Below are 12,682 nucleotides of genomic sequence, written 5' to 3'. Positions count from 1 at the left end.
GGCCCGCTTACTACTTTGACGGTTATTTTACCGACCGTGCGCTGCTGGGCCTGCGGGAACGCGACCCCGGCCGGCCGCTCTTTCTCAGCGCCATGTTTCTGGCCCCGCATCCGCCGCTTGATATTCCCGAACCCTGGTATTCCAGCGTTACGCCTGAAGAAGTTCACCTGCCTGACAACGTAGGGCGGTGGTACGCTTACCAGTCCCCCCTGCAGATGTACAATCTCACCGGGGTGGTCGGCAGCCGCTACACCAGGGAACAGTGGAAGGAGAGCTGGCGGGTCTATCTTGGCCTGGTCCGGCTGCTGGATGACTGCGTAGGCCGTCTGCTGGACGAACTGCGGCGGCAGGGGATCTATGATGACTGCCTGATCGTTTTCACCTCCGACCATGGCGAGATGCTGGGGTCCCACCGCCTTTTCCAAAAAATGTGTATGTACGAGGAATCTGCCCGTGTGCCGCTTTTTCTCCGCCTGCCGGGGGGCGCGCACGCAGGACGGCATGTGACCTCCACAGTCAGCCATCTGGATGTTTTGCCCACCCTGTGCCACTACTTGGACCTGCCTGCCCCCGCCTGCGAAGGACACAGTCTGGTCCCCCTGATCGAAGAGGGGGCTGCTTGGGACGGCCGGGATGTTTTTATCCAGTTTGACGGCAACGGCGCGCTCGGAAATTTTCAGCGCTGTGTAGTGCGGGATGCGTACAAGCTGATCGCCGATATCTTCAAGGATGAAGTGTACTTTGAACTGTACGATACCGCCTCCGACCCGCAGGAGACCCGCAACCTGCTGTTTGAAGAGTCGGTTCCTGTTTTGGCCCGGAGCATGCTGCAAAGCCTGCTGGAGCACATGAAAGTCACCCATGATGACATCCACATTCCCCTCACAGATCTGGATGCCTTCGTGGAAAACTACCGCGACCTGGCCGCAAAACAAGGGGTATGTATATGACATGGCAAGAAGTTCAGCAATTGGCCGACTACAGTTTTCGATCCTGTTCCGGGGAAGCCGATGAAGTCATACGCCGCGCGGACCGGCTGTGCCGCAACGAATTCCTGTTCGACCGCCGTTGGGATATGGAGCCCACGCAGGGATCCGTTGTGTTCGACGGCCCCATTCGCTGGGATCATATGGAAACCGGCGATACCGAGTGGCCGGTGATGCTGGCACGCCAGAGTTACCTCTACGATGTTGCGCTGGCGTATCTGCTGACGGAGCAGCCCCGCTATTTGAACTGTTTCCTGCGGATCGTCACTGAATTTATCGAAAACTGCCCCTTCTGCACAGATCCAGACTGCCACAGCTGGCGCACGTTGGACGCCGGGATCCGGGCGACCGTCTGGGTCCGCTGCCTGGCTTGGCTTCGCCCGCTGAATGTGCTTCCCGAAACGTTCCTTGCTTCTGTCCGGGGCAGTCTGGCACAGCACTTCACTTATTTATACGGCTGCATGGATCACTACCATCTTCTGAGCAACTGGGGCGTGCTGGCAAATACCGGCGCGGTATTTGCCGGTGTTTGGCTGGCGGAGAACGACGAGCCGGGTGTCCAGGAAAAAATCCCCGTGCTGCTGGACCGGCTGGCCTGCCAGGCGGAAATGCAGATCCTCCGGGACGGGATGCAGTGGGAACAGTCCCCCATGTACCACCACGAAGTCCTGTGGTGCTTCCTGGAACTGATCCTCCTGGCGAGGGAAAAGCACCTTGCCCTGCCGCCCTCCATCCCGCGCAAAGCCCATGCCATGTGCCGGGCCACTTTGTACGAAGCCAAGCCCAATTTCCACCAGCCCATGCGCGGCGATTCCGACGACACGGACGTGCGGGACGTTCTGACGCTGGGGGCGTTCCTGTTTGATGATCCTTTGCTGAGATCCGGCGCCTATGCATTGCCGGATCTGGAAAATCTGTGGCGTTTCGGGATGCAGGGGGCCCTGCATTACGCGTCTTTACCTGCCGGGGCGCCGCCCAAACGCGGGCATGCTTTCCGGCATAGCGGCAATTACTGTTTTCGCGCAGGCAGCGGCCCGCAGGCTGCCTGGGTCCATTTTCATTGTGGGCCGTTGGGAAGCGGCCACGGTCACGCCGATCTGCTGCACCTGGATGTGACAGCCTGCGGTGTGGATATTTTGACCGATACCGGCCGCCTGACCTATGTGAACGACAGCCGCCGTACCGGCTTAAAAGCCCCGGCCGCCCACAATACCTTTGTCATCGACGGGGAAGATTTTACCGACTGCTGCGCTTCCTGGCGGTTTGGCGCCATCGCCAAACCCATCAAGGGTGAATTCCATGAGGATGCCCGCTACGGCTATGTCAGCGGTATGCACCTGGGGTATGCCCATCGCGGGCTTTTTGTGCGGCGCGAAGTGGTCTTTCTAAAGCCCGGCGTACTGGTGGTGTTCGACAGTTTCTTCGGCTCCGGCGCACACACCTGCCGGCAGACCTTCCACTTTGGCCCGGGGCAGACGGCCTTGACGGCGGACGGCGCCGCCTTCTCACAAAACGGCGTACACGCACGCATCCAAAGCTTTGCCTCCGGCGCCCGGCTGACGCTGGACCCGCAGCCTTATGCGCCGCTGTACAACCTGTCAAAACAGACCGCCTGCCTGACCGTATCCAGCGGGTTCCGGGACGGCGGCGGCATCCTGACAGTGATCGGGTTTGCGCAAGAGGCGGACTTTACCGCACGGAAGCTGCCCGTAACCCGTGCCATCGAGGGCACGCAGCTGCCGGATGGGGACGCCCAGGCCCTTGAAATTTGCTGCGGACAAAACCGCTGGACGGTATTGTTCTCCCGCCAGGAGATCGTGGGCAAGGTGAATCTGCTGTGCGCCGGGGGCTGCCGTGGTTACGGCGAGGCGATCGTTTTCGACCGTTCGGGGCACCCAACGGTTTTAAGCTGGTAACAAAATCAGGAAAAGGAGAAATACTATGAAATTGCTGTGGGGCGATATTCACAACCATTGCGATATCAGTTATGGTTACGGGTCGTTAAAAAACGCGCTGGCCCGTGCCCGGAGCCATCTGGATTTCTGCGCTGTCACCGGGCACGCGATGTGGCCCGATATGCCGGTGCGCACCCCGGAGACCGCTTTCGTTGTAGACTTCCATCAGGCCGGATTTCAAAAGATGCGGGAACATTGGGATGAGGTAGAAAAGATCGTTGCCAATGCCAACGACCCGGATCTTGTGACCTTTCAGGCCTATGAGATGCACTCCAATGCATACGGCGATCACCACATCGTATCCCCCGACGATCAACTTCCCCTGATCTACCGGGATTCTCCCGCTGCGCTGATGCAGGACGCCGGGGTCCCGGCCCTGACGGTGTGCCACCATATCGGCTACACCCCCGGGTATCGCGGTATCAACTGGGACAAATACGATGAAAAGATCACACCGCTCATCGAAGTGTGTTCCAAACACGGCTGCGGAATGAGTGAAACAGCCCCGTTCCCGTATTACCACAATATGGGGCCCCGGGACAGCCGCAACACCGTGTACGAGGGCCTGCGCCGGGGGTATCACTTCGGTTTCGTAGGCTCTACCGACCATCACGCAGGCTTTCCCGGCTCTTACGGCGATGGAAAGATGGCCGTCTGGGCGGAAGCCAAAAACCGGCAAAGTATTTGGCAGGCGATGTTGGCGCGCCGCACCTACGCGGTCACAGGCGACCGCATCGAGTGCCGTTTCACCGTCAACGACGCGCCCATGGGATCCATCCTGCCGGAAAACGGGTGCCTCCGCCGCCTTGATTATTTTGTAAAAGGCAGCTACAATATCGACAAGATCGTGCTTTACAAAAATCTGCAGCCGCTGCACATCGTGGAAGGCTTGCGTATGCTTCCCTCCCCCGCAGATACGCGTTATAAGTTCCGTGTTGAAATGGGCTGGGGCAACAATGCAGACGATCTGTTCCGCTGGCAGGGCTGCGTTGGCGTCCGGGGCGGCCGGCTGCTGAGTGTTGAGCCCTGCTTCCGTGGACGCAGCGTACTGGCGCCTGCCGCCGCCAATACCGATGGGCACGATGATGTGAATGACATGGACAGCCGGATCCTGGAAGTTTCCGACACCGGAGCCCAATGGCAATGCTTTACGGTGAAAAATATTTCGCCGCTGCACCCGCAGACCAACGCGGTGATCTTTGAACTGGAGGGCACCCCGGAGACCGAACTTTCCATTACGGTCAATGGCCATGCGCGCACCCTCACCGTGGCGCAGCTGATGCGCTACGGCTACAGCGAGCATATGAAACCCTACCACTCTCAAGCGTTCAAAGTCCACCCCATCTTGACCGAAAGCCAGTACACAGCCCAGGGGCATCTGACGGATCTGCCCAGCGGCGGGCGGGATCTCTATCACATGGAAGTCTACCAGTCCAACGGTTCCTGTGCCTTTGTGTCGCCGGTCTATTTTGAATGACCTGTATGAAAAATTTTCTTGCGATCGATATCGGCGGGACCACCGCCAAATGCGCCATCGTGCAGAGCGGCGGTGAACTGCGCCCGCTGGAAATATTTTCTACCGGCCCCTCCATGCGCCGCGCGGAACTGGAACACAAACTGTTGGATGTACTGGCGCGTGCGGGGCAGGTGGACGGTGTGGGGATCAGCACGCTGGGGATCGTGGACCGGGAACGGGGGATCCTGCTTGGCGGCGTTGAAAATATGCCCTGCCTGTCCGGCTTTCGTCCCGGCGATGTGATCGGGCGCAGCCATCCCGGCCTGCCGGTCCAAATCGTCAATGATGCCGCCGCGGCTGCACTGGGAGAAAAATGGCTCCGGGGCCGCCCGCGGCTGCCGCAACTTTGCCTGTGTGGCTTTTGGCACCGGCATCGGAAGCTGTCTGGTCCTGAACGGACAGCCCTTGGAGGGCGTCCATCATCGCGCCGGGGAAATCGGCTACTGGGATTATGGTGGGCCTTCCGGTTGCTGGGAACAGCGCAACTCCGCGCAGGCCCTGATGGAAGCTGCCCGGGTCCGGACGGGGATATCCTCCCTGGACGGGATCGAGTTTTTCCGCCGTCTGGCGGCTGGCGATCCCGTTTGCCGTTCTCTGTTCGAGGATTGGGCAGCACAGGTCGGCCGGGTCTTTGCCAACATGGCGCTGTTGCTGGATATGGAACGCATTGTGGTGGGCGGCGGCATCTCCGCTCAGGGGGAAGCGCTCACCGCCCCGCTGCAGATCTCCATGGATGCCTGTCTGCCGCCGGATTTCAGGTGCGGCTGCCGGGTCGTTCCCGCCAGGACCGGCAATCATGCCGCGCTGCTGGGCGCGGCCAGCCTGCTGATGAGGTGAGGCGGTTTCTTGTTGCCGTTGCCATTGCCGTTGTTGCCGGTATCGCCGCTTTCGCTGCTGTCCGGCCCGGCCGCCGCGTTCCCGCTCTGCCCGTGATTGTACTGCATCTCGCTCAGGCGGTTGCCCTCGGCGTCCCAGCCGTATTCCACCGTGCGCCCCTTATGGTCGGTGACCGAGGTGATGTGGTCCAGAAGGTCCATCGAGATCGACGTAGTGCCGTTCCAGTCATCCATATTGATTGGCCGATTTTACTGTCAGCCAATTTTTTGTTGTTGTATCGTCAAAAATTGGCGTTTTGGAGCCAGCTGAGCGCAGGCTTTTTCCGTTACTGTCAAAGCCGTTTCCAGGCGGTTTTGGCAGGCTTTTCCACGCAAGGCAGGCCGTCAGGTTCCCCGCTTCCGGGAGTTTGGTGGCCTGCTTCGGTTTTGGGCGAAAAAATCGCCACAGAAGTATAGAAAATTTTCCGGCGGGATTTTGTTGGTTCTGCCGGTTCTCAGATAAACACAGTAAAAGTATATAGATTTCAATAGCGCATCGCCATTCACAGCCCGATATCTGGCATTGATTTCATTGCTGGATGCCGGGCTTTTTTCGTTTACGCTCTTAGCTACCCGGCTGGGAACAAGTTCCCGGTCCTGTAGATACACCACCCGCGGCCTGGCCAAGATCTGCAAGGAGGGTGTGGACGCCATCGGCGGGGCGCTGCGGGAACTGGAGAAAGCCGGGTACATTGTCCGCCACGTGGTGCGCAACGAGCGCAGCCGCATCTGCGATATGGAGTACACCATCTACGAACAGCCGCATCCCCGGCAGCCTGACCCGCCCCGGTCAGATACAACCGCACTGGATACGGAAAACTCGGATATGGAGGGCCAGGGGCCGGAAACCACCGCGCAAATAAATAAAGATAGAACAAGAAAAGATCAATCAAAAACCGATTCGATTCCTTTCCGGGCGGCTGAGCCGCCGGAAGCGAAGCGAATCGAAACGAGCCTGGCAGAGGGGATGGAGGATTATCGGGCCTTGATCCGCGACAAGATCCAGTACCCGCTGTTGGTGGCACAAAACCCGGACGATGCTGACCTGATCGATGAGATCGTTGAGCTCATGACCGAGACCGTATGTGCCCGGCGCAAGGTTACCCGCGTCTGCGGCTCCGACTTCCCGGCCGAGGTGGTCAAGTCGCGGCTGCTCAAGCTGGACGCCGAGCACATCCGCTTTGTGCTTAAGTGCCTGCACGAGAACACCGCCAAATCCTGAAACAATGAAGAATGTAACTGATTTAATTATGAGTGCCTACGCCGAGCGAAAAGCGCTGGAAGCGCAGGAATAAAGGGCCGGGGGCAGCCCCCTTTTTCAAAGAGAGCTGCCCCCGGCCTATTTCTGTTTATGATGGATAAAATGTCGATTTTATGCCGAAAAACCGGGCGACCTTTCTCCGTTATGGTGATAGCTATTCAGAGCGTTCTATAGTATGGTTGTGATAACGGGAAAGCCCCGCAACACAGCGACAGAGGAATGCGCAATGACTTATACAAATCAACACGGGGAACAAATCGAGATCTCCCAGGCTGACCAACAGTGGCTGGATGACGCCTATTTTACGGCGCTGCAATGCCGCCTGCCCGCGGACGCCAAACGGGCGGCGCTGGAATACCGGGTCTCCACCAAAGGCCAGGTCGATCACGATGACATCCCGATGCAGAAGATCGCCTGCCGCAAGTTTGCCCAGCAGCAGGGCTGGCGCGTGGTGATGGAGAAGGCGGAAAAAGGTGTGTCCGGCTCCAAGGTGTCCGCCAGCAAGCGGGATGTGATCCAGGAACTTCGTACCGCAGCCAGCAACAGGGAGTTTGACGTCCTGCTGGTCTATATGTTCGACCGTTTGGGGCGTATCGAGAGCGAGACGCCGTTTGTGCTGGAGTGGTTCGTCCAGCACGGCATTGAGATGTGGAGCACTCATGAGGGCCAGCAGCGGATCGAGAGCCACGGCGATATTAAAGGACAATTCCAGCCGAACTACAGTCCAGCAGATCCGCAAATATTACGATGAGTTCCTCGGCTGGGCCAATGAGTTCGATTTGGCATCCATCCCGCGCAAACGGACCATTCTGGCACAGCTGCTGGAACGGGTGGAGCTGGGGAGAGGGTATCAGGTCAGGATCGTAGTGAGGGGAAGTTACCGGCAGTTCATAAAAGATGAATGAATCACGACGTACATAAGGCTGTCTTTGAGTGAAGCGACATATTGTATTGCGAAATGCAATACAATATGCTATACTTATCTCGAAAGGTGGTGCTGGATAATGGCAACAAGAAGTGCAAATGTGAATGTTCGTGTGGAACCTGACGTAAAAGAACAGGCGGAGGCAATTCTGGCGAAGCTGGGCGTGTCGGCATCCGCTTTCATCAATATGGCCTACCGGCAGGTGATTTTGCACAATGGGATTCCGTTTCCAGTCACCGTGCCAGCGATGCCCAAGACACGTGACAGCATGACGGACGCAGAATTTAACGCGATGATGGCGGAAGGGCTGCGCCAGGCCAAGGCGGGGGAAAGCGCTCCTGCGATGGATGCCTTTAACAGCATTATGGAGCGGCTGGGATGAAGCAATATACTGTTATGCTGACCACGCAGGCCAGCAATCAAATTCTGGAATATGCTTCCTACATTCAAAATGAGCTGCTCAACCCGCAGGCAGCCAAAAAATTTGTGAAGGATCTCCGTGAAGCGATAGCTGGCTTGGATACAATGCCACAGCGGCATCCGCTGCTGGAGGAAGAACCGTGGCGGAGTCAAGGCGTCCGTAAAATGATCGTCAGAGGATACCTTGTCTACTTTTGGATCAATGAACAGACGGCAGTGGTTCATGTGATTGCCGTCATCTATGGCCAGCGGGATCAGCTTGCGCAACTGCTGAAGATGGATTTGTAATGAAGCCGGAACCTTGCGTTACTAAGCGCCTTTTTCTTGTGTTAAACTTTGCGATGACTTACAGCTTTAGTACGAGCCGTTAAGGAGAGCAACTGACTCTTAATCAGTGGGTCCTGGGTTCGAGTCCCCGATGGTGCACCAAAAAGACCTTTACAGAAATGTAAGGGCCTTTTTTATTGGTCACTGTCTGCACGGGAAAGAAAGGACAGATGGTTGTGGCATCAATCCTTTTTCTTTTGCAAATGTTCTAAAATCTTTATCGTCAAGGATGCGGTAGCATAGATGCTGCCGCCGACCAGGGATAATAAAAGGATGACCTGATTAAAAGACATATGGACATCACCTCCTGCCGGATGGAATGGCAGTGCAGACAGTGACCGCAAAATAATAACACCCATATATTTGGTGTGTCAAGAATTGCCCGACTTCTGGTTTCAGACCGGAAGCCGGGCTTTTTCATTGTATAATGTGCTATAGTTGATAAATGATTGTGCGGGTTCATATTGGCCCGTTTTGCTGCGAAACCTATTAGAAAACCGGTCATGAGAGATAGCAATTATTTGAAAATCGCAAGGAAATAGTTTCCTTATATAGCATTACAAACAGTTACAAAAGGGTGACAAACAACGGAAATGGTGAAATATAATGGTCAAAATAAATAAATTGTAGGTGAAGAAATATAACAATAACAACAAAAGGGAAAGAAACCGGTTTCGCAGATAACTCTTGCCACTACAGTCATCTAGTGGTACGCTATAAGCAACGAGGATGCGCTTCCCAACCGTTTAAGAAGAATCACAAAACAAAGGAGCATGAAAGATGAGCAGCACGAAACGAATCTTTACCTGTCTGCTGAGCGTTATGTTCCTTCTGATGATGGCCCCGGCCATAGCATTTGCGGAAGGGGCATCGGATGGAAGGATCATCGTATATGCGCAGGTCCCCGACGACTGGTCGAATCCGTGCCTGTGGGCCTGGAGCGATGACGGCACCAACGCTTTTGATGCCTGGCCTGGTGAGGCGATGGAGGCCGATGCAAACAACGAGGGCTGGTACTACTGCTGGATCCCCGAATCCGCGACCAACATCATCATCAACGCCAACGATTCTACGGTTCAGACCACAGATCAGAAGATTGAAGCACAGAATACCTGGGTTACGGTCACTGACGGCGAGAATGTGGCGGTCAGCTACGAGCAGCAGACCAGCGGCGATATTCCCGAGTACGTCGAAACCTTCAAAATCCATGCGCAGGTTCCTGAGAGCTGGCAAGATGTTCGGCTGTGGGCATGGCTCGATCCTGACGGTACCAATGCCTCGGATGCCTGGCCCGGCAAAGCGATGACCGCCGGTGAGGATGGCTGGTACACAGCCACAGCACCTGTATGGGTCAACCGAATTATCGTCAACGGTAATGGCGGTGAGGTTCAGACAGAGGATTTGTCGATCGATCCGGCCGAGATTTGGGTGACTGTCTCGGAAGATGGTACCGCTGAGTTTACTTATAATGACCCCAATGCCCCTGTGGCGGAGGACATTACGGTGCGTGTAAAAGCGCCCGCCGACTGGAGCGAGCCCAATCTATGGGCCTGGTCGGCACCGGACGGTACCAATGCTTTTTCCGCCTGGCCCGGAGAGCCGCTGGAGGATACCGGCGATGGATGGTTGACGCTGAGCGTTCCCGGTTGGATCAACAGTATTATTGTGAATGGCAACGAGGGCTCGGTTCAGACTTCCGATCTGTCCGTGGAAACGGGCAAGGATGTTTGGATCGTGGTGACCGATGCGGAGAACGCAACAGTCAGCTACGAGGAACCTGCCGAGACAGCTGAGACCGCCCCCGCGGCAGAGGAGCCAATCGAACCTGAAGCTACGGCCGAACCTGCTCCGGTGCAGGAGGAACAGAGCGGAATCCCGGTTGCCGCTATCGTTGTGGTGGTGATCGTGGTGGTTGTTGCTGCCGGCGCTGTCATTTACATGAAGAAAAAGAAGAAGTAAAACTGTAGCGGCGCAGGCATAAAAAAGCCTGCGCCGCTTTTGCTCAAAAATCAACACCTACAAAAAGGGGGATACCCATGAAACGCCTGATCGCATTATCGCTGAGCTTGTGTATGGTCGGAACCATGCTTGCGGCGTGTTCTTCTTCACAGGACACCGCGCAGGAGGATGGCCCGGTTACCATTACCATCTGGCACGACAAAGAAGATGAGGTGGCGGCTGCGCTCCAGGCGGAACTGGATCAGCTTGCACCCGACATCGTGGTGAATCTGGAAAGGAAAGATGGCTTGACGGATTCGTTGAAAATGGTTGGCAATGACCCAAACTCTGCGCCGGATATGTATTTCTTTGCACATGACAAAATCGGCGTTTATGCGGAGATGGGCATTTTGGCCCCGATCACCGACTTTATCGATGAAGAAACGCTGAACCAGTATCTCCCCATGACGATTGAAGCAGCTACTTATAAAGGAGAGGTATATCAGCTTCCCCTTTACTTCGAGACTCTGCTTTATATGTATAACCGGCTCTATATGAGCGATGACGAGGTGCCGCAGACCACAGAAGAACTGTACAGCTATATGCAGGAAACGACCCAGGGCGGCCATTACGGTTTTGTGGAGCAGCACAGCACGGCTTATTATGCGGCCGGTTGGCTCCACGCCTTTGACGGCTATATTCTCAACGACGAAGGCGAACCGGGGTTGAATGACGCGAATACCATCCGTGCACTGGAATATCACAAAAAGTTTGTGGAACTGATGCCCACGGAGGGAGAATACGCGACCGTGAACACGCTGTTCCGGGAAGGCAAAGCGCACTCTACCATCGGCGGCCCCTGGCTGGTACCGACAGCCAGAGAGGCCGGCATCGATCTGGGAATTGCCCCGATGCCCACCGTGGACGAAACCGGCAAACAGATCGCGCCGTATTCCGGCGTGCAGGGGATCCATGTTCTCAAAGTCGCGGCAGAGCGCAAGCATGATGCCATTGCAAAAGTGTTGGAAGTTTTGACCGGCGACCAGGTCGGAATTGCCATTGCGCAGGCCAGCGGCTGTGCCCCAGCCAAGGAAAGTTGCTATGACGATGAAACGGTGTCGCAGGACGATATGGTCATGGCCATGTATGAAACGGCGCAGAACGCAGTCCCCATGCCGAATGTTCCCGAGATGGATGTCATGTGGACGGTAACGGAAAACCTGCTGGTACAGGTGAATATGAGCGGCGCAGATGTACAGACCAGCGCCGACGAGGCGCAGCAACAGGCGCTCGATCTGATCGCACAGATGCAGTAAAGTGCGTATAAGCCGACAAAACACGGCGGAAAGGAACACTATGAAGAAAAAGAAGAAGGAAACCTTGCTGGCATATCTTTGCAGTGCACCATCTCTGCTGCTGATCCTGCTGATTGTAGTGTTCCCAATCCTGTATACGGCCTATATCTCTTTCACAAATATGAACGTCTACCACTGGTTTGACTACATGTTTGTGGGCCTGGAAAACTACCGGGACGCTCTGTTCGTGTTTGATTCCGGCTTTCTGGAAGCACTGCTGCGCACGATTCTCTGGACCGTCATCAACATGGTGCTTCAGCTGGTGATAGCCTTTGTGCTGGCAAGCCTTCTCAACATCAAGAACTTTAAGGGGCGTCGGATCTACAAGACCCTGCTGATGGTTCCGTGGGCGATTCCGGGGTATGTATCGATTCTGCTTTGGAAAACGGGTATGTTCAACTCGCAGTTTGGGCTGCTGAATCAGTGGATGGAAAAGCTGGGGCTGCAGGCAGTGCGCTGGCTTGCCAACGATGTCTCTGCTTTTATCTGCTGCACGGTAGTCAACCTGTGGCTGGCGCTTCCCTTTATGATCATGATTATGGATGGCGCGCTCCAGGCGGTGGATCAAAGCTATTATGAAAGCGCGATTCTGGACGGTGCAAACTGGTTCCAGCGGGCCATTTACATCACGATCCCGGAAATCAAGGGCATCATTGCGCCCTCCGTGCTGATCACGGTATTCACGACCTTCAAGCAGTTCGATGTCGTTTATCTGCTGACCCAGCAGTCCGGTGCAAGAACCGGTGCAAACATCCATACGATTCTGACTTATGCCCACGAAAATGCGTTCATCACCAACAACTACGGATACAGTTCCGCTGTTTCCATGATCATCTTTATCGTGTTGATCGCTTTTTCGCTGCTGACCAACCGCAAACGGAAGGAGGAATGATTCTATGACGCTGCATACCAGGCGCAAGGTCAAACAGGCCGTTGGCCACACATTCCTTCATCTGTTCTTTATCCTTCTGTGCTTTGCCACGCTGATCCCGATCCTGTACGCTGTATCGGTATCCTTCAACGCAGACAACAGTCTGTTAAGTTCCAACTTCCGCTTTATCCCGGAACACTTTGCTTATGTGTGATAAAGAAGCAATAGAAGTGCAAAAAATTTTGCCGTTCCT

Annotated in this window: 13 protein-coding genes and 2 pseudogenes; 14 read left to right on the top strand and 1 reads right to left on the bottom strand. The window is 55.7% G+C overall.

The window, feature by feature from the left end; genetic code table 11:
• The 5 genes and pseudogenes from Q0526_RS17695 to Q0526_RS17675 all read left to right on the top strand — a co-directional run.
• Positions 1-950 (top strand): sulfatase-like hydrolase/transferase (locus Q0526_RS17695; RefSeq protein ID WP_298736592.1); only part of this gene is annotated, 950 nt, incomplete at its 5' end.
• Positions 947-2,902, top strand: a complete 1,956-nt coding sequence (locus Q0526_RS17690) for an alginate lyase family protein (RefSeq protein WP_298736589.1) — start codon at positions 947-949, stop codon at positions 2,900-2,902. The genes Q0526_RS17695 and Q0526_RS17690, both read left to right, overlap by 4 nt.
• A gap of 25 nt (positions 2,903-2,927) precedes the next feature.
• Positions 2,928-4,418 (top strand): DUF3604 domain-containing protein, encoded by a 1,491-nt coding sequence (locus Q0526_RS17685; RefSeq protein ID WP_298736587.1) that lies wholly within the window; start codon positions 2,928-2,930, stop codon positions 4,416-4,418.
• Positions 4,415-4,723 (top strand): annotated as a pseudogene (locus Q0526_RS18885) (hypothetical protein); the annotation flags it as partial. The gene Q0526_RS17685 and the pseudogene Q0526_RS18885, both read left to right, overlap by 4 nt.
• A gap of 16 nt (positions 4,724-4,739) precedes the next feature.
• A complete protein-coding gene (locus Q0526_RS17675; RefSeq protein ID WP_298736580.1) occupies positions 4,740-5,294 on the top strand; it encodes an ROK family protein in 555 nt (184 codons plus the stop codon).
• On the opposite strand, the gene Q0526_RS17670 is transcribed toward Q0526_RS17675, so the two are convergent.
• A complete protein-coding gene (locus Q0526_RS17670; RefSeq protein ID WP_298736577.1) occupies positions 5,252-5,494 on the bottom strand; it encodes an RHS repeat domain-containing protein in 243 nt (80 codons plus the stop codon). The two genes, Q0526_RS17675 and Q0526_RS17670, sit on opposite strands and share 43 nt — an antisense overlap.
• A 481-nt stretch (positions 5,495-5,975) precedes the next feature.
• Here Q0526_RS17670 and Q0526_RS17665 point away from each other — a divergent pair, with 481 nt between their 5' ends.
• The 9 genes and pseudogenes from Q0526_RS17665 (at position 5,976) to Q0526_RS17625 (ending at position 12,643) form a co-directional block, all read left to right on the top strand.
• On the top strand, positions 5,976-6,554 hold the full coding sequence (locus Q0526_RS17665; protein WP_298736576.1) for a DUF6017 domain-containing protein: 579 nt from the start codon (positions 5,976-5,978) through the stop codon (positions 6,552-6,554).
• Between the two features lie 265 nt (positions 6,555-6,819).
• Positions 6,820-7,287 (top strand): annotated as a pseudogene (locus tag Q0526_RS17660) (recombinase family protein); the annotation flags it as partial.
• Between the two features lie 85 nt (positions 7,288-7,372).
• Positions 7,373-7,498, top strand: coding sequence for a hypothetical protein (locus Q0526_RS17655; RefSeq protein WP_298736573.1), 126 nt, complete (start codon positions 7,373-7,375; stop codon positions 7,496-7,498).
• Positions 7,499-7,597: 99 nt separating this feature from the next.
• Positions 7,598-7,900 carry a type II toxin-antitoxin system RelB/DinJ family antitoxin gene (locus Q0526_RS17650; protein ID WP_298736571.1) on the top strand — a complete coding sequence of 101 codons (303 nt, stop codon included), beginning with the start codon at positions 7,598-7,600 and terminating at the stop codon, positions 7,898-7,900.
• Positions 7,897-8,226, top strand: a complete 330-nt coding sequence (locus Q0526_RS17645; RefSeq protein WP_298736568.1) for a type II toxin-antitoxin system RelE/ParE family toxin — start codon at positions 7,897-7,899, stop codon at positions 8,224-8,226. Before Q0526_RS17650 ends, Q0526_RS17645 begins: the two co-directional genes overlap by 4 nt.
• An 819-nt stretch (positions 8,227-9,045) precedes the next feature.
• Positions 9,046-10,224: a starch-binding protein gene (locus tag Q0526_RS17640; RefSeq protein WP_298736565.1), complete on the top strand. Its 1,179-nt coding sequence runs from the start codon at positions 9,046-9,048 to the stop codon at positions 10,222-10,224.
• Between the two features lie 77 nt (positions 10,225-10,301).
• Positions 10,302-11,519 carry an extracellular solute-binding protein gene (locus Q0526_RS17635; protein WP_298736563.1) on the top strand — a complete coding sequence of 406 codons (1,218 nt, stop codon included), beginning with the start codon at positions 10,302-10,304 and terminating at the stop codon, positions 11,517-11,519.
• A gap of 40 nt (positions 11,520-11,559) precedes the next feature.
• Positions 11,560-12,450 carry a sugar ABC transporter permease gene (locus tag Q0526_RS17630; protein WP_298736561.1) on the top strand — a complete coding sequence of 297 codons (891 nt, stop codon included), beginning with the start codon at positions 11,560-11,562 and terminating at the stop codon, positions 12,448-12,450.
• A gap of 4 nt (positions 12,451-12,454) precedes the next feature.
• The gene (locus tag Q0526_RS17625; RefSeq protein ID WP_298736559.1) at positions 12,455-12,643 is read left to right on the top strand and encodes a hypothetical protein; all 189 of its coding nucleotides are present in this window, start codon (positions 12,455-12,457) and stop codon (positions 12,641-12,643) included.
• Positions 12,644-12,682 lie beyond the last annotated feature (39 nt).

It is taken from the genome of uncultured Subdoligranulum sp. (assembly GCF_937890665.1).
The sequence above is the reverse complement of the archived record's forward strand: the minus strand, read 5'-3'. Positions and strand labels throughout refer to the sequence as shown.

What these genes read in the sequence shown, in the direction of transcription:
- Q0526_RS17690 (WP_298736589.1), top strand. Translation starts at nt 947, where the DNA reads ATGACATGGCAAGAAGTTCAGCAATTGGCCGACTACAGTTTTCGATCC.
- Q0526_RS17685 (WP_298736587.1), top strand. Translation starts at nt 2,928, where the DNA reads ATGAAATTGCTGTGGGGCGATATTCACAACCATTGCGATATCAGTTAT.
- Q0526_RS17675 (WP_298736580.1), top strand. Translation starts at nt 4,740, where the DNA reads ATGATGCCGCCGCGGCTGCACTGGGAGAAAAATGGCTCCGGGGCCGCC.
- Q0526_RS17670 (WP_298736577.1), bottom strand. Translation starts at nt 5,494, where the DNA reads ATGGACCTTCTGGACCACATCACCTCGGTCACCGACCATAAGGGGCGC.
- Q0526_RS17650 (WP_298736571.1), top strand. Translation starts at nt 7,598, where the DNA reads ATGGCAACAAGAAGTGCAAATGTGAATGTTCGTGTGGAACCTGACGTA.
- Q0526_RS17645 (WP_298736568.1), top strand. Translation starts at nt 7,897, where the DNA reads ATGAAGCAATATACTGTTATGCTGACCACGCAGGCCAGCAATCAAATT.
- Q0526_RS17640 (WP_298736565.1), top strand. Translation starts at nt 9,046, where the DNA reads ATGAGCAGCACGAAACGAATCTTTACCTGTCTGCTGAGCGTTATGTTC.
- Q0526_RS17635 (WP_298736563.1), top strand. Translation starts at nt 10,302, where the DNA reads ATGAAACGCCTGATCGCATTATCGCTGAGCTTGTGTATGGTCGGAACC.
- Q0526_RS17630 (WP_298736561.1), top strand. Translation starts at nt 11,560, where the DNA reads ATGAAGAAAAAGAAGAAGGAAACCTTGCTGGCATATCTTTGCAGTGCA.
- Q0526_RS17625 (WP_298736559.1), top strand. Translation starts at nt 12,455, where the DNA reads ATGACGCTGCATACCAGGCGCAAGGTCAAACAGGCCGTTGGCCACACA.